The 21,868-nt window shown below is 40.7% G+C and carries 19 protein-coding genes; 13 read left to right on the forward strand and 6 right to left on the reverse strand.

From position 1 onward, the window contains the following. Positions 1 to 252: 252 nt before the first annotated feature. The 5 genes from CWB75_RS06570 (at position 253) to CWB75_RS06590 (ending at position 3,654) form a co-directional block, all read left to right on the forward strand. Positions 253 to 1,491 carry a sensor histidine kinase gene (locus CWB75_RS06570; protein ID WP_138570193.1) on the forward strand — a complete coding sequence of 413 codons (1,239 nt, stop codon included), beginning with the start codon at positions 253 to 255 and terminating at the stop codon, positions 1,489 to 1,491. Next, positions 1,488 to 2,015: a response regulator transcription factor gene (locus tag CWB75_RS06575; RefSeq protein ID WP_138570194.1), complete on the forward strand. Its 528-nt coding sequence runs from the start codon at positions 1,488 to 1,490 to the stop codon at positions 2,013 to 2,015. Before CWB75_RS06570 ends, CWB75_RS06575 begins: the two co-directional genes overlap by 4 nt. Further along, the gene (locus tag CWB75_RS06580; protein ID WP_138570195.1) at positions 2,015 to 2,413 is read left to right on the forward strand and encodes a thiol-disulfide oxidoreductase DCC family protein; all 399 of its coding nucleotides are present in this window, start codon (positions 2,015 to 2,017) and stop codon (positions 2,411 to 2,413) included. Before CWB75_RS06575 ends, CWB75_RS06580 begins: the two co-directional genes overlap by 1 nt. Before the next feature lie 87 nt (positions 2,414 to 2,500). Continuing rightward, positions 2,501 to 2,779, forward strand: a complete 279-nt coding sequence (locus CWB75_RS06585) for a peptidylprolyl isomerase (protein WP_138570196.1) — start codon at positions 2,501 to 2,503, stop codon at positions 2,777 to 2,779. A 71-nt stretch (positions 2,780 to 2,850) separates the two neighbouring features. After that, positions 2,851 to 3,654, forward strand: a complete 804-nt coding sequence (locus CWB75_RS06590) for a transporter substrate-binding domain-containing protein (RefSeq protein WP_138570197.1) — start codon at positions 2,851 to 2,853, stop codon at positions 3,652 to 3,654. 10 nt (positions 3,655 to 3,664) lie between these two features. On the opposite strand, the gene CWB75_RS06595 is transcribed toward CWB75_RS06590, so the two are convergent. The 5 genes from CWB75_RS06595 to CWB75_RS06615 form a co-directional block, all read right to left on the reverse strand. Continuing rightward, the gene (locus CWB75_RS06595; RefSeq protein WP_138570198.1) at positions 3,665 to 4,321 is read right to left on the reverse strand and encodes a DsbA family oxidoreductase; all 657 of its coding nucleotides are present in this window, start codon (positions 4,319 to 4,321) and stop codon (positions 3,665 to 3,667) included. 117 nt (positions 4,322 to 4,438) lie between these two features. Then, positions 4,439 to 5,659, reverse strand: coding sequence for a M24 family metallopeptidase (locus CWB75_RS06600; protein WP_138570199.1), 1,221 nt, complete (start codon positions 5,657 to 5,659; stop codon positions 4,439 to 4,441). 138 nt (positions 5,660 to 5,797) lie between these two features. After that, positions 5,798 to 6,406, reverse strand: a complete 609-nt coding sequence (locus CWB75_RS06605) for a flavin reductase family protein (RefSeq protein ID WP_138570200.1) — start codon at positions 6,404 to 6,406, stop codon at positions 5,798 to 5,800. Positions 6,407 to 6,417: 11 nt separating this feature from the next. Beyond that, positions 6,418 to 7,143, reverse strand: a complete 726-nt coding sequence (locus tag CWB75_RS06610; RefSeq protein WP_138570201.1) for an SDR family NAD(P)-dependent oxidoreductase — start codon at positions 7,141 to 7,143, stop codon at positions 6,418 to 6,420. Beyond that, on the reverse strand, positions 7,140 to 7,538 hold the full coding sequence (locus CWB75_RS06615) for a thiol-disulfide oxidoreductase DCC family protein (protein ID WP_138570202.1): 399 nt from the start codon (positions 7,536 to 7,538) through the stop codon (positions 7,140 to 7,142). The genes CWB75_RS06610 and CWB75_RS06615 overlap by 4 nt, the downstream gene beginning before the upstream one ends. A 120-nt stretch (positions 7,539 to 7,658) precedes the next feature. Here CWB75_RS06615 and ppc point away from each other — a divergent pair, with 120 nt between their 5' ends. Both ppc and cdd read left to right on the forward strand, forming a co-directional pair. Continuing rightward, on the forward strand, positions 7,659 to 10,304 hold the full coding sequence (gene ppc / locus CWB75_RS06620) for a phosphoenolpyruvate carboxylase (RefSeq protein ID WP_054201267.1): 2,646 nt from the start codon (positions 7,659 to 7,661) through the stop codon (positions 10,302 to 10,304). Positions 10,305 to 10,426: 122 nt separating this feature from the next. After that, positions 10,427 to 11,356 (forward strand): cytidine deaminase, encoded by a 930-nt coding sequence (gene cdd, locus CWB75_RS06625; protein ID WP_138570203.1) that lies wholly within the window; start codon positions 10,427 to 10,429, stop codon positions 11,354 to 11,356. Here the strand turns inward: cdd and udp are convergent. Continuing rightward, complete coding sequence (udp, locus tag CWB75_RS06630) at positions 11,345 to 12,100, reverse strand: uridine phosphorylase (RefSeq protein ID WP_008112319.1); 756 nt, start codon at positions 12,098 to 12,100, stop codon at positions 11,345 to 11,347. The genes cdd and udp overlap by 12 nt on opposite strands. Positions 12,101 to 12,522: 422 nt before the next feature. On the opposite strand from udp, the gene CWB75_RS06635 reads away from it, so the two are divergent. The 6 genes from CWB75_RS06635 (at position 12,523) to CWB75_RS06660 (ending at position 21,766) form a co-directional block, all read left to right on the forward strand. Further along, positions 12,523 to 13,632 carry an arginase family protein gene (locus CWB75_RS06635; RefSeq protein ID WP_055011940.1) on the forward strand — a complete coding sequence of 370 codons (1,110 nt, stop codon included), beginning with the start codon at positions 12,523 to 12,525 and terminating at the stop codon, positions 13,630 to 13,632. A 97-nt stretch (positions 13,633 to 13,729) separates the two neighbouring features. Then, a complete protein-coding gene (locus CWB75_RS06640; RefSeq protein WP_010389085.1) occupies positions 13,730 to 14,431 on the forward strand; it encodes a substrate-binding periplasmic protein in 702 nt (233 codons plus the stop codon). A 111-nt stretch (positions 14,432 to 14,542) separates the two neighbouring features. After that, complete coding sequence (paeA, locus tag CWB75_RS06645; protein ID WP_055011941.1) at positions 14,543 to 15,832, forward strand: polyamine export protein PaeA; 1,290 nt, start codon at positions 14,543 to 14,545, stop codon at positions 15,830 to 15,832. Between the two features lie 218 nt (positions 15,833 to 16,050). Continuing rightward, a complete protein-coding gene (locus CWB75_RS06650; RefSeq protein WP_138570204.1) occupies positions 16,051 to 17,214 on the forward strand; it encodes an efflux RND transporter periplasmic adaptor subunit in 1,164 nt (387 codons plus the stop codon). Between the two features lie 11 nt (positions 17,215 to 17,225). After that, on the forward strand, positions 17,226 to 20,357 hold the full coding sequence (locus CWB75_RS06655; protein WP_138570205.1) for an efflux RND transporter permease subunit: 3,132 nt from the start codon (positions 17,226 to 17,228) through the stop codon (positions 20,355 to 20,357). Further along, entirely contained in the window at positions 20,357 to 21,766 is a 1,410-nt protein-coding gene (locus tag CWB75_RS06660; RefSeq protein ID WP_109875224.1) for an efflux transporter outer membrane subunit, read from the forward strand. The genes CWB75_RS06655 and CWB75_RS06660 overlap by 1 nt, the downstream gene beginning before the upstream one ends. The last annotated feature ends 102 nt before the right edge of the window (positions 21,767 to 21,868 follow it).

Consider the following 21,868-nt stretch of genomic DNA (forward strand, 5'->3'; position numbering starts at 1 on the left):
TACCAATTGTTTGTTGTATTTTTAGTGAAAGGTTAATTGTAAGTTTTTACTTTGTAAATTAAATGAGTGTTTAGCTTAGGTGCTTTTTATAAGCTAGTCCATCACCTTGAATACTTACTCAAGCATTCGTGACGTATGCTTGAGTGCAGCTCAGCCAGCAGCTAATATAAGGCGATTTAGTGTATAATAGATGCAATAAAAAAAGCATGTTAATCATGAATAATAAAACCCAGTGTATCCAGGAACCCTATTGTGTTAATTAAAACCGACCCAGCTATTAGCCGATTATTAATGCTGCGCAGTGGTGCCATTGTTGTTCAGCTTATTGCGGTACTCAGTGTGTATTTTTTACTAGAACATCAAATTGCACTTATGCCGTTGTTAGGGGTTATTGCTGTTGAGGCGGTTTTTCAGTTAGCCAGTGTATTTGCCTACCGGCATGTAAGCCAAGCAAAGCCAATTGGCATGTTAATGCAACTGACCGCCGATGTGCTTTTTTTAACTATTTTGTTGTCTTTAAGCGGCGGTGCAACTAACGCATTTGTATCGTTATTGTTGCTGCCCATTATGATAGCTGCAATCACACTAAGCGCTCGAGGGCTTGCCTATATTGCTGTATTGGCCATTGCCGCCTATAGCTTATTATTAATTAAAATGCCCGAACACAGTATGCACCAAATGAATATGAATGGTCATTTTATTGGTATGTGGGTTAATTTTGTTATAAGTGCTTGCGTAATTGCGTTAGTTATAGGGGCTATGAACCGCGCTTTGCAACAGCGTGAACGCACTATTGCCAAAGTTAGAGAAAAACAGTTACGCAATGAACAACTGGTAACACTTGATGGCGCAGCGGCGCAAATTACTCATCAATTAGCAACACCAATTGCTAATTTACAATTATTATTTGAAGAGCTTTTAGAAGAGCATCCTAACAATGAAGTTATTCAGCAAATGCAAACGCCGCTATTGCAATGCCGCACTCAGCTTAACGACTTTAGAAAGCTCTCAACGCAGTTACGAGATAAAAACACTCAAGCACCAATTAAAGCAGAGCAGCTGCAAAATCAAATTCATGATACGTTACTATTACAATACCCCAATCAACAAATAAACTGGCTTAACGAGTCACCTGAAGCCACATTACAAAGTGACGCTATGCTGTTACCTGCAATTTTAAATTTATTACAAAATGCAGTACTTGCTAATCAAAAAAACGCCCAAGTGCAACTTGAACTAAGTTGGCAGCAACCTGACGCACAAAACATTGCGTTAATTATTCGTGATTTTGGTGCTGGTTTTTCATCCTCAGAGTTAGCGGAGTTAGGTGGGCAGCTCATGCCGAGTGAGCAAGGCATGGGGATCGCAGTTATGTTATCAAATGTGACATTTGAGCGGTTAAATGGCTCGTTAACGGTATATAATCACCCCGAAGGCGGAGCGGTTGCAAAGATAACGATGCCACTATTAACAGCAGAGACAAAAGCATGAAGCTACTTATTATTGAGGATGATATTAATTTAGCGACAACGTTGGCACGGCGGCTAACTAAGCACGGTTTTAACTGCGAGATCGCACATAATCACACTGATGCACTTCTAAAGGCTCGCCAGCAACAGCCTGATTGTATTTTATTAGATATGAAACTGGCTGATGAGAATGGACTGTCGCTTATTGCACCGCTGCGGCATTTACTCACTCATGCACATATTGTATTGCTGACTGGCTTTGCAAGTATAGCAACGGCGGTAGAGGCGATGCGCTTAGGTGCTAATGACTATTTAACTAAGCCTGTTGATATGGCAAGTTTATTAAAAGCACTTAAAGTTGAGGTGGCAAGTACGACAGTAACTGAAATTTCTGAGGGGGTTATGTCGCCCGAGCGTTTAGAGTGGGAGCATATTCAACATGTTTTACACAGTAATAATGGTAATGTATCAATGACCGCAAGGCAGCTAAATATGCATAGGCGGACACTACAGCGTAAATTACAAAAAAAACCAGTGCAGCAGTAATGCAAAATCAAAAAATTATTTTATTTGATGCGCAATGTAAGCTGTGTAGTGCATGGTGCAATTTTGTTATAGCTCACGATCCGAGCATTAAATTTAAATTGTGCAGCGTGCAATCGCCGGCTGGACAAACGCTACTTGCTCAATTTGGTTTTTCCACTACCGATTTTACTTCGATGATTTATATAGAAGCACAAAAGCCATATACCCGCAGCCAAGCCGTTTTTAGAGTGTTCAGCCAGTTAGGGTATCCGTGGAAGTTGATTAGCGTATTTAAGTTATTACCACGAAAGCTGACTGATTGGCTTTATAACAAAGTGGCTAAAAACCGTTATACATTATTTGGTAAATACCAGTACTGTCGAATTCCTCAACAAAAAGATGAAGATCACTACTTATAACCACATTTTTAGCAAGTGCTGGATCACTTAGGCTGTGCTAAAATCGCGGCGTTTAATTACTAGTAAATAGGTTTTAAGGGCTTTTTCATGGCAAATACAGCGCACGCACTGCATATTTTAGTAAAACATAAAGAGATTGCAGAAGACATCATTAAGCAATTAGGCAAAGGTGCAAAGTTTCAAACCTTAGCTAAAAAATATTCGTCTTGTCCGTCGGGCAAAAAGGGCGGTGATTTAGGTGAGTTTAGACGCGGCCAAATGGTACCGCAGTTTGATAAAGTTGCGTTTAAAGGCGAAATTTTAGAGCCACATTTAGTAAAAACAAAATTTGGCTGGCATGTGATTAAAGTACTTTATCGCACTTAAAAGCGTAATTTTAAGTTCCCGCTATACTTACTATTCCTCATTTTATAAATGCAAAGTAACTTGGAATGACTATGAAGTTATTTAATTTATGCTGCAGTGTTATCCTCATTGCCCTGTCTTTTTTTGCATGTGGCAGCGAGCAAACTGTGACGCTAAAAATAGGAAAACCAAGCACACCTAATATGCCAAGAAACCACTATGTTTTGAGCTTATTAGAAAAAAGCTTTGCGCAGATGAATGTAAAACTTAATATTAGTTATAGTGTTGAGCCGATGAATACCAAACGAGTATTAGAAGAGCTAAAGCACGATGGGGCTATTAATTTTGCTTGGTTAAGTATGTCAAAAGAGCAAGCAAATAGCCTCGTACACACAACCTTTCCAATATACAATGGCTTGCACTCAAAACGTTTACTGATGATAAAACAAAGCCGGCTGGGCGAATTTGCAGATATAAAAACCCTTGAACAACTAAAGCCTTTTATAGCCTTACAAAAGCAAAGTTGGTCTGATTATTATGTATTAAAGAACAATGGCTTAACAGTTAATGGTGATTTGAGTTATGAAAGCATGTTAAAAGCGTTAGATGAAGGACTTGGCGATTACTTTCCTCGTTCAGTAACTGCGATTAGAGCTGAAATACAAAAAAGCCCACAATACAACTTTGTAGTTGAGCCACATATTATGCTGCAGTACGATAATTTTTATTACTTTTATGCAAACGAAAAAAATAAAGCAATTATCGACTTATTACAGCAGGGTTTAACAAAGCTAGCAAAAAAAGGTGAGCTTGATGCCCTCTACACGCATTTTTACCATGATGTTGAGGACGGGCTTGGTTTAAGTCAGCGAACTGTATTTAAACTAAAGCATTAGGGCCTGTTAACTAATCTTGCTTAGCTTCTTCTTCGCTTATTTGCTTAAGTGCTTGAATAAACGACTCACTCGGCTGCCCACCGGTAAGCGCATACTTATCATTTATAATGAAAGTAGGCACTGAAGTAATACCCATTTGCTTAAAGTTATTTTGCTCTTCGCGAACCGCTTGTACGTATTTATCTGAGTGTAAAATATCTCGGGCTGTATCTTTGTTAAGGCCTACTCTTTCTACCACATCCAGTAGTGCATCTTCTTGATTTAAATATTTTAAATTGGTGAAGTGTGCTTCAAAAAACGCCAATTTCAACTCAGTTTGCTTGCCTTCTTCACGAGCCCACATTAGCAAGCGGTGAAGATCAAAGCTGTTGATCATGATGCGTTTACCGTCAAAATTAAAGGTAAACCCAGCTCGCTCACCCGCATCTGCCATGTTTTGACGATTTCGCGCGCTTTCTTCTTCGGTTAAGCTGTATTTTTGCTGCAAATGCTCGTCTAAGTCTTGCCCTTCAAGTGGCATATCTGGATTAAGCTCAAAAGGGTGCCATGTAATATCCGCACTCATTTCTTCTTTTAGCTCGGTCAATGCGGTTTCTAAGTTCTTGTAACCGATAATACACCACGGGCACATTACATCTGAAACGATATCTATTTTAAAGTTTTTCATAGGAGTCCTTTAAGGATTGCTTTGTAATAGCAATGGATATTGGGATAAAGCCTACCTTATCAATATTTAAACAAAAAGAGCAACGAAAGTGCTGCTCTTTTATTGAATGTTTTCAGGTTAGCTGTTTAAACCAAATGGGTCGTCAATGCTATGACTAGGTTGAGTGAACCAGCGTGGACCGTTATCTGTCATGTAAAAATGATCTTCTAATCTAACCCCAAACTCATCTGGAACAACCAGCATAGGTTCGTTACTAAAACACATGCCTGTGGCAAGCGGGGTTTTGTCACCGCCAACTAGGTATGGCCATTCGTGAATGTCTAAGCCAATACCATGGCCCGTACGATGCGGACAACCTGGTGTTTGGTATTCAGGGCCTAAGCCTTGAGCTGCTAAATAACTGCGAGCGGCTTCGTCAACCGATTCACAGGTTTCGCCAAGAGCTGCTTGATTGAAAGCTGCTAATTGTGCCGCTTTTTCAAAATCCCAAAATAGGCGTTGGCGGCTGGTTGCTTCACCAAATACGTAAGTACGGGTAATATCAGAAAGGTAATCGTGCACTTTACATCCAGTATCGATAAGCACCATGTCGCCTTTTTTCAAAATTTGTGGATCTTTTACGCCATGTGGGAATGAGGTGGCAAGGCCAAACAATACAATACAGAAGTAATTACCTGGGGCACCTACTTTTTGATGGGCTTTTTTTATAAATTCTTCGACTTCTACGGTGCTAATACCTTCATAAAGCATGCTCGCTGTAGCCTGATGAACCGCTAAAGTCATATCCATGGCACATTGCATTAATGCTAATTCATTGGCTGATTTATGCATTCTACAATGTGCAGTGACAGGTTGTGCGTTAACTAGTTTTAACCCTGAACTGGCTTTATTGATGCCATCAAAAATAAAAAACTGTGCGCTTTCATCAATACCAACGGTAGCGGTGTCGCTAATATTGAGCTGCTTAAGCACTTTAACACATAGCTCAAATGGGTTTTCATGCTCTTGCCAGCCGTGTATTGGGCCATCAATAACCTTAAAGCCATTTAAAGAGCCAATTTCAAAATGTGGAGCAATGTATTGCACATCACCTACGGCAGGTAAAATAGCGCCAACAAGTCGTTCACTGGCATACCATTTCATTCCGGTGAAATACGTTAAGTTGGTACCTGCGTTTAAATAAATGGCATCAATGTTGTGCGCTTGCATATAGGCTTGCGCTTTGGCCATACGCGCTAAATACTCATCGGCCTGAATTGGCGTTACTGAGTGGGTCATATTGCTTAAACTAGCAAGTGCTTGCTCGGGTGTGTGTGTACCAATACCAACTGTGGTCATATATTTCTCCTACAAAATTTTGCATAGTGTGTAGGCTAAATGCGTTCAATTCAAATTAATTGCGATTAGTGAACAAGGGATTGAACAAATGGGGATGAGTTATCAAGTCTCCATTACCAAGGACTTGATAACCTTGGGCTATTTTTTCGCGTAGGGTAAGCGAGCGAGCTTATTTGTCGTGTGGTAACTATCTAATCCGGTTACTGCAACTGTGTCGATAGCTTGTAAGTCTAAAAAGCCATCGCTTTGGAGTGCTGATTCATCTACATACACATCCATTATTTCACCAATAACCAGCTCAGTGCCATTAACAGCTAAATGCTGGTTCTCTACAAATTTTACCGCGTATTTAAGTCGACTTTGTGCAACAAATGGAGCGTTAAACTCATTTAAGTATTCTGTTTTTAACCCCGTTGCATCAAACTCAGATTCATCTTTAGCGTAACGTGCCGAGGTTTGGTGCGCTTGCTGGTAAATGTCACTATTTACTTGATTAATAGTGTAAACGCCTGTTTCTAGAATATTTTCAAATGTATGCCTTGGTACGCTGTGCGGGCGCATGATCATGCCAACAAGTGGTGGGTGTGCGCCTAAATGAATAACCGAACTGACGATGGCTAAATTGGTATTACCTTGCTCATCCTGTGTGCCAATTAAGTTAGCACTTTTAAACCCTGACAATGAATTTATAAAATGCGTACGTGTGTGCTTTTCAAGCGCGGCTATGCGGTCTTTGGAAAAATGCATGTGTTAATTCCTTACCATTTTATGGTGTTTCCTTGCCAATCTAGGTAGGCAGGTTCGTTGTTAAGTTCTAATTGTGGATTTTCGTAAGTAAATTTAAATAATTGCTGGGCAACAAACTCAGGGGTAAACAGTTTATCTGCAGGAACATTTTTCTGAAATGGCTTAGAAAGCTGTGTATCTGTAGTACCTGGGTGAAATAAAATCAGTTTAGTATTTTTAGCGCGACGAGCAAGCTCAATGGCGGCTGTTTTAAATAGCATATTAAGTGCTGATTTTGATGCGCGATAGGTATACCAACCACCTAATTTATTGTCGTTAATACTACCTACACGAGCGCTCAGAGCGGTAATTGTGCAGTGAGTTTTGTGGTTAAGCAGCGGCACTATACTTTGTAAACACAGCAGGGGTACAAGCGTATTAGAGTGCATAAGCTGCATAAAATAATCACTGTTGATTTCTTCAAGCTTTTTTTCTGGCATGTGCTGGTCGTTGTGTAATTGACCATTAAATATAATCACTTGAGCTATATCTACTTGCTGGGATTTTAACGACTCGGTTAGCTCGTTTAGGCTTTGCGCTGAATAGTCGCTCTGAAAATAGTTTACGTTTATATCGCTGTGATTAATGTTCGATGAGCTGACACAAATAATATTAAATTGTGTTGCTTGTTGGTTTAAGTGATTAACGTAAGATTGGGCAATGGCGCTACTGGCACCAAATAAAATCACTGTTTTCATTTTTCACCTTTGCTTTTGATATTACATTGACCTGAGTTGCACTGTGCATTAGGCATTAAAAAACGACTAATATGATGACGGTAATTTGCAAAGAAAGTATAAGCATGGTCGGCAAAAAAACGAATGACGGGCAAACGAATAATTTTGAGCCAAGGATATTTGCCAACAGTACGCCAAGCTTGATAAGTCACGTCTAAGCCGTAAATTATCTGCCCATTATCAGTTTGGGCGTGCAGTATATTCATGGCGTATTGCTTATCGATTGCGGGAAAACGCTCACTAAAGTCATCAGAATTTAAATCTTCTAGTGTAATTTTATGATCAACATCGGCACGTTTTAAATGCTGCATCTCTGCATTGCAAAGGGGGCAATTACCATCGTAAAAAATGATCATGTCATCGCTTTGTGTTTATTTTACATATGCTTTTTTACGACATGCAGTTGCAAATGGATCTATTAAATAAGTAAACATAATGATATTAATAGGCCTCAAAGAAACAAAGGAGAGCTAAAAATGAGTGAACAATATGCCGCCTTGCGAGGTAATGTAAATTTACTTGGGCAATTATTAGGACAAACTATTAAAGATGCTCAAGGACAAGATATTTTAGATAAAGTAGAAGAAATTCGGGCTTTATCAAAATCATCTCGCAGTGGCAATGAAGCTGATCGTAAAGCGCTTATAGATGTACTGCATGCGCTTAGTGATGAAGAGCTTTTACCGGTTGCCCGTTCATTTAATCATTTTTTAAACTTAGCTAATGTTGCTGAGCAGTTTCATACCGTATCACGTTTTAATGATGTTGGTTTTTGCCAACTAAACCCTCTCACTCAAACATTAAAAACGTTAGCAGCAAAGGCCGAACAAGGTCAGCTTAATCATAATCATTTAGCTGAAACCCTCTCAAAACTCCACATAAACTTAGTACTAACAGCACACCCAACCGAGGTGACTCGCCGTACTATTATTAATAAACATGTTGAACTTAGCGATTGTTTAGCATCGCTTGAGCGTACCGACAATCTAGCGCAAGAACGCGAAGCAATCTTAAATCGTATTGCGCAGTTAATTAGTCAAGCATGGCATACTGACGATATTCGTCGTTCACGTCCAAGCCCTGTCGATGAGGCTAAATGGGGCTACGCAGTCATTGAAAACAGTTTGTGGGAAGCGGTGCCCCGTTTTCTACGAGAGTTTAGCCAGCATGTAAAACAACATTTAAGTTTGGAGTTGCCAGCAGATTACAGCCCGATAGAATTTACTTCTTGGATGGGGGGAGATCGTGATGGTAACCCGTTTGTAACCGCCGAAGTAACCAAGCAAGTGCTCGACCATGGCCGTTGGATGGCACTGGATTTATACCAGCGTGATTTAGAAACGCTCTGTGCTGAACTTTCTATGTCGGATGCCAGCGATGAGCTCATTAAATTGGCTGGACAAGAGTTTGAACCGTACCGTGCTGTTTTGAAAGATGTTAAAAACCAAGTTGCAGAAACGGTGATGCATTTAAGCGCTAAAATTAAAAATAAGCGCACTGAATCTCAAGATTTAATCACCGATATTAATCAAATTAAGCACCCTATTGAGGCATGTTATCGCTCTTTATTAAAGTGCAACATGCAAGTAGTGGCCAATGGCTTACTACTGGATATGATTCACCGAGTAAATAGCTTTGGACTGCGTTTGGCAAAACTAGACGTGCGCCAAGATTCGTCGAGACACAGTGATGTATTTTCTGAGCTAACTCGTTACTTAGGTATTGGCGACTACAACCAATGGCAAGAGCAAGATAAGCAGGCTTTTTTACTTGCTGAGCTTAACTCTCGTCGTCCGCTTATTCCTAAGCATTGGCAACCCAGCCCTGAAGTGCAAGAGGTGATCGACACCTTTGATGTTATTGCGCAGCAAGATGCAAAAACCTTTGGTTTATATATTATTTCTATGGCTCGAACTGCTTCTGATATTTTAGCGGTGCAGTTATTACTTAAAGAGTCAGGCTGCGGTTTTGAACTACCCGTGGCGCCCTTATTTGAGACCTTAGATGACTTAAACGATGGTCATAATGTTATTACTACATTGCTTAATAATGAGTGGTACCGAGGTCATATTAAAAATACTCAAAATGTGATGATTGGTTATTCAGACTCAGCCAAAGATGCGGGTATGATGGCTGCTGGCTGGGCACAATATGAGGCAATGGACAAGTTAGTGCAACTGGCGGATGAACGCGGTATTGAGCTGGTTTTATTTCATGGTCGTGGAGGCACGGTTGGTCGAGGCGGTGCACCTGCTGCACAAGCCTTGCATTCGCAGCCACCGGGTTCACTCAAAGGGGGCCTTAGGGTGACAGAGCAAGGCGAAATGATCCGCTTTAAATTTGGCTTACCCAATGTGGCATTGCAAAGCTTAAACATATACGCGGGTGCGGTGCTGCAAAGTAACTTATTACCACCGCCAGAGCCCAAAGATGAATGGCGCGAAGTCATGGCATTAATTAGTGATGTATCGTGTGAGCACTACCGCAATGTGGTACGCCACGATGAAAACTTTGTACCTTACTTCAGAATGGCAACACCAGAATTGGAGCTATCTAAATTGCCATTAGGTTCAAGGCCCGCTAAACGTAACCCGAATGGTGGGGTAGAGAGCTTACGCGCTATTCCGTGGATATTTGCGTGGAGTCAAAATCGTTTAATGTTACCTGCATGGTTAGGCGCATTAAGCGGACTTAAAGCAGCGCTTGAAAAATATGGGATTGAAACCCTAAGCGAAATGAGTTTGCAATGGCCTTTCTTTCGAGCTCGTTTAGAAATGCTAGAAATGGTATTTAGTAAAGCGGATAGCTGGTTAAGTGAGCACTACGATAATGCGCTGGTGGAAGACATGTATAAACCTTTAGGTGTTGCCTTACGTGAGGAATTAGCAGAGGCGATAACCTTAGTGCAATCATTGAGCCCGCAAAAAAGTCTATTAGCCGATCAGCCTTGGATCAAAGAGTCTATTGGGCTTAGAAATCCATACACTGATCCCCTTAACGTGTTACAAGTTGAGCTATTACGTCGCTCTCGTGGCGATGATAAAGGTAATGAAAGCGATATAGATAATGCCTTAATGATCACCATGACGGGGATTGCAGCGGGTATGCGAAATACAGGTTAATCCAAAATTAGATTAGTTTTAAAGGGAACACGCGACGTGTTCCCTTTTTTTACGCTGAATAGGCTGGTATTTCGTTTGCCAACCTTTTACACTACTTGGCCATTGAACAAATAAAAACTATTATGGCTTCAGCAACTTTTAAAGTGCAACATAATACAGCACTTAGCAATTCACACATCTCATTAAACGTAGCGCAAACCCAAGCATTACGTAGTCAATTAAAAACTCAACGCGGTATTTTACATTCAAGCGATATTAAAGCGCTTTGTACTGAACTTAATGTCAGCGAAGATACTTTATTGCAAGGCTTGGTGCCTATGGCTTCTGAATTTTCAGTTGCACCTATTTCCAAGTTTCATGTCGGCGCAATTGTTAAAGGGCTTAATTCACAAGGAAATACCACTTTTTACTTTGGTGCCAATGCTGAGTTTGATCATCAAGCACTTAGTTTAGTGGTGCATGGTGAGCAATCAGCAATTAATAATGCGTGGTTAAATGGCGCTAAGAAAGTGCTGAAAATAGCCATTAGTGATGCACCATGTGGGTATTGCCGTCAGTTTATGAATGAATTGGCTGATGCAAAAGAGCTTGATATTTTACTGCCAGCACAAAACTTTAAATTAGCAGAGCTATTACCGCATTCATTTGGACCAACCGATTTAGGCAATGAGCACAGCTTATTTAACCCAGCAGAGCAAACTAAGTGCTTTAAAGAGACAGACCTTGATGAAAAGCTGATGAGTTTTGCTTTAGCGGCTTATGTTCCATACAGTCAAAATTATAGTGCGGTAAAAATAAGCACGTTCGAAAATGGTGACTTTTATGGCAGCTATGCTGAAAATGCAGCATACAGCCCGAGCTTATCGCCATTGCAAAGCGCGGTGAGTCAATTGTTTGTAGCAGGATTAAGTTTTGATAAGCAAACAGTAAAATCAATTACTTTATTAGAAACTGCTGGTCATGAAAACCAATCAGGGGTAGCAAAAGCAGTGTTAGCAAGCTTTGATAGCTTACCAACACTTGAGGTTATTAGCGCAACATTAGCCAAGTAACACTTTAGCGGCTTCAAGTACCACGGCAACAGACTTTTTCTCAATCTCGCCGTGGTCCACGTTTGGAATTTCTTGACGTGTTCTATTTACTAATACACCTGCAACACAAGCGGCTTGTAAGCCAAGTGCGGCACACATGGTAAATAAAGTAGCCGATTCCATTTCATAGTTCATTACGCCCAATTTTTGCCATTCTTCACAGCTACCTTGTAATGACTTAGGTACGTAGCCAGAATGCGTATCATAACGCTCTTGACCTGGGTAGAAGGTGTCGCTCGAAGCGGTTATACCAATATGGAAATCGATATTAAGGTTTTCACAGGCCTTTACCATAGCTTGAGTAGCAAAAAAATCAGATACTGCAGGATAGCACAGCGGTGCAAAGTGCTGACTCGCGCCATCTAATCGTACCGAAGCTTGGCTAATTAAAATATCACCTTCGTTAATGTGCGGTTGAATTGCACCTGTTGTACCAATGCGAAGAAAGCTACGTACGCCTAGTTGTGCCAGTTCTTCAACGGCAATTGACGTTGAAGGGCCGCCAATACCGGTTGAGCATACCACTACAGAGTGACCGTTTAATTGGCCTAAATAAATGTGAAACTCACGCGTTTGAGCAAGGCAGGTTGGATTATCTAAGAACTGTGAAATACGTGCTGCACGATCTGGATCGCCTGGAACAATTGCCAGTTTTGCACCTTTTAAATCATCAATACACAGTCCTAAGTGAAATACCTTTTCCATAACTAAGCCTTTTTAATAAGAATTGTTGTCAATTTACCATGATTACGAGAAACATAAGTGAAGTACAGGACGGATGTCCGTATTGACTTAATTTGATTTATTCACCAACTCTGAATATTCAATCAATGGCAAAAATTACTAGAAAAATGAGCCAGTTGACTTGTTTGTTCAGACACTATATTCATACCTCATAGCAAACCAATAGCTAGGCTAAAGAGTCGGTAGCTATAATTTAAATTGTTTATATTCAATTGGTTAGTAAGTTGGTTTGGTTTTTATTTACCACTAACCTAAGAGAGCAAAACAAAGCGCCTTGTGATTTTTAGCATACTATGCAAATTATCTAAAATTAATTCAGCGTGCGATGTTTTGCATAACTACTCAATAATAGACAAGATATTCAGATTGAAAAAGGGTTTACAATGAGCACACAATTTCAAGCATTTAAAGATAAAGTTGAACACTGTTTATGTGCACCTGGCGACGGTGTTTTTACGGTCAATACGGCTAAAGAACGCAAAGCAGCGCTTAGAAATAAATTATATGGGCAAACTGAAAATGTCGATGTTTTATGGCGTGACTCACTTAACGAGCTACCTAATTCACCACATAAAGCAGTAATGCTAGGCATTAGCTCTGATTGCGGTGGTGGGATTTTACGTGGCGCTAACTGGGGGCCTTTATTTTTACGCTCAGCATTGATTGATCAACAAACACAGTGTCGTTCGTTTGATTTAGGTGATGTACGTGTAATACCGCATTTATTACACGATAAGTATTTAAATGAGGCCACTATCACTAATTGCCAAAAGGCCCTATACGGAAATGACAATAACGATCATTATGTAAGCCCATTGTCTATTACTGAAGATGTGTGTGATAGCTTTTATGCGACATTCCAAGACAAAGGTATTTTTGGTATTGGCGGCGACCACTCAATTAGCTACCCGTTAACAAAAGCGTATTTAAAAGCAAAACGCGAGCAAGGTAAACGTACGGCAATTATTCACTTTGATGCTCACACCGACTTACTCGTAGAGCGTTTGGGCATCGACTTATGTTTTGGCTCTTGGTGCACACATATTTTAGAATTCTTACCAGCGCCGCATCATTTAATTCAATTTGGTATTCGCTCAAGTGGCAAGCCTAAATCACATTGGGAAAGTACTTTTGGCGTAAAACAACATTGGGCTGCTGAAATTATAGAGCGTGGCGCAGCTGCGGTTGCGGCTGATGCTATTGCGCAATTAAAAGCAGACAAGGTCGATGAAGTGTATGTAAGCTTTGATATTGATGCCCTCGATGCCGAATTTGCATCAGCAACAGGTACACCCGAAGAAAATGGCTTAACGCCACAACACGCACTTGATATTTTGTCAGCGATTGCTGATGAATTCCCTATAACGGGGGCTGATATGATGGAGATAGCTCCGTTTACTGACAGCTCTTTAGTGGGTCAATCAAGCTCTGAGACGACACTGAGAGAAGGCGCTAAAATCTCAGCGTTTTTAATTAACGCAATGAACCGCTAATTTCAAAAGCTAAAAATTGGCTATTTGCAAATAACCCGCTATATTTAATTGGCTTTTATTGAAAAGTGACGTCTTAAATTTAATAGAGCGGGTTATTGTGATTAAGTGGTGTTTTGTATTATTACTCATTGTAAGCCAACACTGCGCAGCTAAACTCACTGTTGTAACAGAGAATTTTGCACCTGCGCAGTATCTTGATGCGAACAACAATTTAGTCGGTGATGCTGCCGATATAGTACGATTAGTGCTTGATAATGCTGGGATTGATTATTCAATTTCAGTAAACGATTGGAGCATGACTTATAATATTGCATTAAGAGATCCTCAAACCTGTATCTTCTCTATTTCTCGCTCACCTGAGCGTGAGAGTAGCTTTGTTTGGTTTGCTAAATTAGCTCAATTTGATACTAACTTCTACTCACTTAAGAGCAAAGGCATTGTGCTAACAAGCCTTGATCAGGCGAAGCAATATAGAATTGCAGTATTAAAAGATAATTACAGCCACCACTATTTACTCTCCCAAGGCTTTAAAGAAAACGAAAATTTAATGCTTTTTAATAGCTTTGATAATATTTTTAAAATAATTAGAGCGCGAAGTTCCAGCATTGATTTGGTTGTAATACCTGCACAGAGAATAAATCATGAACAGTCCCACTTATTAAATGAACTACAGCTCGAGCCATTAATGCCCATCAACGTCAGCCAAGCTCCCTTATATTTTGCGTGTAACAAAAACCTACCTAATAAATTAAAGCAGCAACTTAGCACGGCCTTTGCTTTGTATGAATCGCAACTATAAATATTAAAATATTAAGAAAATAATATTATATAAATATCAATTGCCCTGTTTATAAAAGCGGCTATAATCCAGCTGCTTTTGCTAATAAAAGCGATTATTTTGGAGTTATAAATGGGTGATTTAATCGGGATTGCATTATTAATCTTGATGAGTGCGTTATTTGCGATGTCAGAAATTTCGATTGCCGCTTCACGCAAAATAAAGTTAAGAGTTATGGCCGACGAAGGAAATGTGCAAGCGCTGGCGGTTTTAAAGTTGCAAGAGCAGCCCGGTGCTTTTTTTGCCATGATCCAAATTACGCTCAATGCGATTGCCATATTAGGTGGGATTGTTGGTGAGCAGGCATTATCGCCTTACGTGCAAGAAATACTGCAATTATTTTATCAGGGGCCGTTACTTGGTCAAATTAGCTTTTTACTGTCGTTTTTAATTATTACCTCATTATTTATATTATTTGCTGATTTGCTCCCAAAGCGATTAGCAATGATTTTACCTGAAGCTGTTGCTGTGCGTGTAGTTACAATTATGCGATGGGTGACTTTCGCGCTAACACCATTGGTATTATTTTTTAACGGCTTAACCAACATCGTATTGCGGGTGTTTAAAGTACCCAGTGAGCGTGAGGATATTGTTACTACTGAAGATATTGTTGCCATGATGGATGCTGGTGCTGAGTATGGCAGCCTTCAACAGCAGGAATATGACTTAATTGGTAATGTATTTGATTTAGAAGCGCGCTTTTTATCAAGCGTGATGTCGCCACGAGAGCAAATAGTTTACTTTGATATTGATGAGTCGAGTGAAGATATAGCCAATAAAATTATAGAGCATCCACATAATCACTTTTTAGTGTGTAAAGGCAACCTTGATAAGTTAATTGGCTCGGTTGAGTCAAAAGATATTTTACGCCAAGTGCTTAAAGGTGAGGCGGCAAATATTAATGCGGATATGCTTGATAAAGATATTTTTTACTTACCAGAAACACTGAGCTTATCTGAGTCGCTAAATGCGTTTAAAACTGCGGTTCACCCTTTTGCTGTGGTGGTCAATGAATATGCGCTAGTGGTTGGAATCGTTACAGTTAAAGATTTAATGAAAGGCTTTATGGGTGATTTAATCACGCATCAAAGTGAGGAGCTAATCATTGAGCGTGATGCTAACTCTTGGTTGGTCGATGGTTTAACACCTATTGTTGAATTAGCTAAGGTATTAGAAATTGATGAGTTCCCTGATCAAAACCATTATGAAACGGTCGCCGGGTATTTAATTTACACCATGAAGCATATTCCTAAACGTGCAGAGTTTATTGTATTTTCAGGCTTTAAATTTGAAGTAGTGGATGTAGAAGGCATTCGTATTGAGCAGTTACTCGTCTCTAGGATGAATCCTGAGAGCGAGTAACAGTCGCTAAAATTAAATAATTGATTAACGGCAGTCAATGTATTTGCATTGGCTGCCTTTTTTATGGAGGTCACTGATATAGTTTAACTATTGTTTGAGTTAATTTTGTGACAACTATAATCAATTGTAAAAATGTGTAAATGTTGTCCATTAGCTATTTTTAATTGTTGTACTATAGTTTAGAATGATCGTTCATTCTAAACTAAAAGGTATTTAACATGCAGCGTTCCCGCATCGCTTTTTTTGTATTTTCAGCCCTCGTTGGTTCTGTTGCTTTAAGTGGATGTGATCAGGTAGCTGAGCAACCTAAGGCTTCTGCTCCTGCAGCAACACCCGTTGGTGTTGTCACATTAAACAGCCAAGCAATTACACTTAAAAAAGAATTACCTGGTCGTGTAAGTGCGTTTCAAATTGCTGAAATTCGTCCTCAGGTAAGTGGAATTGTGCAATCACGCTTATTTGAAGAGGGGACTCAGGTTGAGAAAGGCCAAGCACTTTACCAAATTAATCCCGATATTTTTGAAGCCGAATTAGCAGCCAGCAGAGCGGCGGTTGCTCGCGCAGAAGCGAGTATTGCTAGCAGTAAATCTAAAGCGTCTCGTTATAAAGAACTATTAGCAATTAAAGCCGTAAGCCAGCAAGATTTTGACGAAGCTGATGCTGCTTCTAAGCAAGCCTCTGCAGAATTATTAACGGCACAAGCGCAGTTAAAAAGTGCGCAAATTAACCTTGATTATAGCCATGTTTCTTCGCCAATTAGCGGCCAGATTAGTAAATCAAGCGTGACGGTAGGCGCATTAGTTAGCGCAGGCCAAACAAGCGCACTGGCAACGGTTACGCAACTTGACCCCATTTATGTTGATTTAACCCAATCAAGTAATGAGCTAACTAAACTCAAAAGAGCGCTAGCATCAGGTGCTTTAGGTGTCGACTCTACAACACAAACCGATGTAGAACTAATAATGGAAGATGGCTCAGTATATCCTCATAAAGGTACATTACAGTTCTCAGAAGTGACCGTTGATCCAAGTACTGGGTCAGTGACTTTACGTGCTAAGTTTCCAAACCCTGAAAAGCTATTACTACCAGGTATGTATGTGCGTGCTGAGGTGGTTGAAGGTGTTAAGTCAGACGCAATATTAGCCCCACAACGTGGTGTGAGCCGTAATACCAAAGGTGAACCTACAGCTATGGTTGTTAGCAAAAACAATACCGTTGAAAGCCGTGTATTAAAAGTAGAGCGAACTTTAGGCGCTAATTGGTTGGTGAGCGAAGGCTTAGCCGATGGCGACCAATTGATTGTGGAAGGGCTACAAAAGATTCGCCCAGGTGCACCTGTTACGGCAACTGCTGTGAAGCCTTCTGCAAATAACAGCCAATAACGGAGAGTTTTATGTCACGATTTTTTATTGATAGGCCTATTTTTGCTTGGGTATTGGCGATTGTGGTTATGCTTGCGGGTATTATTGCCGTTAAAAGCCTACCTGTTGCTCAGTATCCGTCTATTGCGCCGCCAGCGATTACCATTACGGCTAACTATCCAGGTGCATCTGCACGTACATTAGAAGACTCGGTAACTCAGGTTATTGAGCAAAAAATGAAAGGCTTAGATGGCTTGTTATACATGTCATCAACCTCACAGTCCAGCGGTTCAGCAACGCTGACATTAACATTTGATGCCGAGACCGATCCAGACATTGCCCAAGTTCAAGTACAAAATAAATTAGCGACCGCTACGCCATTATTGCCGGAAGAAGTACAGCGCCAAGGTGTGGTAGTGGCCAAATCATCATCAAGCTTTTTGCTGGTTGTTGGTTTTGTGTCGCAAGATGGCAGTATGACTAATATTGATATTGGAGACTATGTATCGTCGAACGTGCAAGACATTGTGTCGCGTGTAGACGGTGTAGGTGAAGTGGAGCTGTTTGGCTCTCAATATGCAATGCGTATTTGGCTCGATCCGGCTAAATTACAAAACTATAAGCTAACCCCCAGCGATGTATCAGCAGCAATTAAAGCACAAAATGCACAGGTGTCAGCAGGTCAGCTAGGTGGTATGCCGTCACTTGCTGGGCAGCAGCTTAATGCGACTGTCACTGCGCAAAGTCGATTACAAAAACCAGAGCAGTTCAGAGATATTTTAGTAAAAACTAACAGCGATGGTTCGGTTGTTCGCTTACAAGATGTTGCCGAAGTTGAACTTGGCGGTGAAAGCTACGGTGTGGTTGCTCGTTTTAATGGTAAACCAGCATCGGGACTCGGTGTAAAGTTAGCCAGTGGCGCTAATGCACTTGATACCGCGCAAGGAGTAAAGGATGCGCTTGAAGAGCTTAAGCCTTTTTTCCCACAAGGGCTTGAAGCGGTTGTGCCTTATGACACTACTCCCTTTGTTGCACTTTCAATTGAAAAAGTAGTTCATACATTAATAGAAGCCGTTGTTTTGGTATTTGTTGTGATGTACTTATTTTTACAAAACTTTAGAGCAACTATTATCCCAACAATTGCCGTGCCTGTAGTACTGCTAGGTACATTTGGCGTTCTATTTACCTTTGGGTATTCAATTAATACGCTCACTATGTTTGCCATGGTACTGGCCATTGGTCTGTTGGTCGATGACGCGATAGTGGTAGTTGAAAACGTAGAACGTTTAATGACAGAAGAAAAGCTCTCTGCGGTCGAAGCAACGCGAAAGTCTATGGATGAAATTAAGGGCGCGCTCGTGGGTATTGCCATGGTGCTGTCGGCGGTATTTATTCCTATGGCATTTTTTAGTGGGTCTACAGGGGTTATTTATCGTCAGTTTTCTATAACGCTGGTAACAGCAATGGGATTGTCGGTATTAGTGGCGCTTATTTTAACACCTGCATTGTGTGCTACGTTATTAAAACCGAGTCATGTGCATACTGATGGTACCTTTATTGGCCGTTTTTTCTCAGGCTTCAACCGTGGTTTTGATAAAACTAATAGAGGTGCACAAAGCTTTGTTGGGCGAATGATCAAGCACTCTAAACGTTATTTGCTTAGTTATGTTTTGATTGTCGGTGGTATGGTCACTATTTTTTCAAGCTTACCCACTGCGTTTTTACCGGACGAAGACCAAGGTATTCTGTTTAGCCAAGTGATGCTGCCAGCAGGTTCTACAACAGAGCAAACGCTTGAAGTGGTTAAAAAAGTAGAAAACCATTATTTAGAAGAACAATCTGAAGCTGTTGCCTCAATTTTCACGGTTACCGGTTTTAGTTTTGCAGGCTCAGGACAAAACTCAGCCATTGGTTTTGTGAGCTTAAAGCACTGGGATGAGCGCCAACGTGACGACTTATCAGTGGGAGCGGTTGCAGGAAAAGGCATGGGCTATTTTTCAACGATAAAAGAGGCGTTTGTGTTTGCATTCCCACCTCCGGCTATTATTGAACTTGGCACTGCGAATGGTTTTAATATGTTTTTACAAGACCGGGTTGGTTTAGGTCACGATGAGCTATTAAAGGCGCGTAATCAGTTATTGGGTATGGCTAGTCAAAGTCCAATACTGGCAGGTGTTCGTCCAAACGGGCAAGAAGATATGCCTGAATTACAACTGGATATTGATCTTGCAAAAGCAGAAGCCCTTGGTGTATCACAAGGTGATATTAACAGTACGCTTTCTACTGCTTGGGGTAGTAGTTATGTGAACGATTTTATCGACCGTGGCCGTGTTAAAAAGGTATATCTGCAAAGTAAGGCCGATGCGCGCATGGTGCCTGAGGACCTCAATAAATGGTATGTGCGAAATAAAAGCGGCGACATGGTGCCATTCTCAGCGTTTGCTAGTTCATATTGGTCATATGGCTCGCCTCGTTTAGAGCGCTATAACGGCTTTTCAGCTATGGAAATTCAAGGTAGTGCTGCGCCTGGTTACAGTACAGGTGAGGCTATGGATGAAATGGAGCGCTTAGTTAAGCAGTTACCTAATGGGATTTCCTCTGAATGGACTGGTATTTCATTCCAAGAACGTTCAAGTGGTGGCCAAGCGCCGCTTCTTTATGGTCTTTCACTATTATTTGTATTTTTGTGTTTAGCAGCACTTTATGAAAGTTGGTCTATCCCATTTGCAGTAATGATGATTGTACCTCTGGGTATATTGGGGGCTGTTATGGCTGCTTTCTTAGGTAACTTATCAAATGATATTTACCTTCAAGTTGGCTTATTAACCACCATAGGGCTTGCCTCTAAAAATGCGATATTAATTGTTGAATTTGCTACCCATAAAATGGATGAAGGCTTAAGTTTGGTAGATTCAGCTATTGCAGCTGTACGACTTCGTTTACGCCCTATTTTAATGACCTCAATGGCATTTATCTGTGGTGTTTTACCGCTTGCAATAGCCTCGAGTGCAGGCTCTGGTGCTCAAAACGCCTTAGGTATTTCAATTATAGGCGGAACACTTGCAGCTTCATCACTGGTGGTAATTTTTGTACCGTTGTTTTTTGTTTTGGTACGTAGACTGTTTTCAGGTAAAGCTAAAACCACCTCGCAGGAGGAAGTTTAATGAGTGTAAGAACAATTAGTTTTAGTGCTTTAACTTTAGCCATTTTATCTGGATGTCAGTTAGCCCCTCAGCAAGAAGCGCTTAATTTACCTGTCCCTGATGCGTATGCATCAGAGGCAGGCAAAGGACAAGTTTCGTCATTAAAATGGCAGCAGTTTTTTAATGATGAAAAGCTCAAAGCACTGATATCATTAAGCCTTGAGCACAATAAAGACCTGCAAATAGCAGCACTTAATGTGCAACGAGTGCGTGGTTTGTATCAGATCGAAGACTCAGCGTTATATCCTTCGCTCGATTTCAATGCATCAGGCAGTCGTCAGCGCTTGCCAGCTGATTTATCAGCAAGTGATCAGCCTCAAATTAGCTCCCAATACAGTGCAACTGTGGGCATGACTGCTTATGAGTTAGATTTATGGGGCAAAGTGCGTAATCAATCTGAGCAAGCATTACAAACGCTTTATTCTACGCAGCTTAGTGAATATAGCATGCAGGTATCGTTAATTTCTGAGCTGGCAAATGCTTGGCTTAATTATGCGACCGATCAGCAATTACTTGCTTTAGCTCAAGAGACGTTGTCATCGCAGCAAGCTTCTTTATCTTTAACGCAGAAAAGTGTTGATTTAGGTGCTGCCTCTGAAATTACCCTAGAGCAATTAAAAAGTACCGTAGCTACTGCAAAGGTTGATATTGCAAAGTATAAGCGTTTATTAAAACGTGATAAAAATGCGCTTGATTTATTAGTAGGTAATCCGGTTGGGCAGGACTTATTACCGACTAAAGAGTTGAACTCATTACTTGATTTACCCGCTGTTCCTGTCGGCCTTCCGTCTGATTTACTAACACAGCGTCCTGATATAAAAGCGGCCGAGCACCAATTATTTGCTGCAAATGCCAATATAGGGATTGCTCGTGCAGCGTTTTACCCAAGTATTAGTTTAACAGCCAATGCAGGAACAGCATCACGTGATTTAAGTAATTTATTTGATGCAGGATCAGGTACGTGGAGCTTTATGCCGTCGGTAAATTTGCCTATTTTTAATATGGGACGTAACCAAGCTAATTTAGATGTCGCTAATGCAGAGCAACAAGTTGCTGTAGCAACGTATCAGCAAAAAATTCAGCAAGCGTTTCGTGAAGTTGCTGACGTGCTTGCTGATAGAGAGGGTTACAATGCCCAATTAAGCGCACTTGAACAGCTACTACAAAGCCGAAAAATAACCTATGACTTGTCACAGGCGCGATACGATAAAGGGGTCGATAGCTTTTTACAAGTGCTCGACGCTCAGCGAACTTGGTATAGCGCAAAGCAACAACTGATCACCGGTCAACAAGCTTTGCTTGCAAGTCAAATTAACTTGTACAAAGCCGTTGGTGGTGGATGGGAAGTAACTACCGATCAAAGTAATTAGTATGCATTAAACCGGTGAGTTATGGCTGGTTTATCTGTAGTAAAGTGATACCGTTTAACGTTTATCTTTTTATTATCAAGGGTAAACGTTAAACATTTCGAG

The organism is Pseudoalteromonas sp. S1608, assembly GCF_005887265.1.
Lineage (GTDB): Bacteria > Pseudomonadota > Gammaproteobacteria > Enterobacterales > Alteromonadaceae > Pseudoalteromonas > Pseudoalteromonas undina.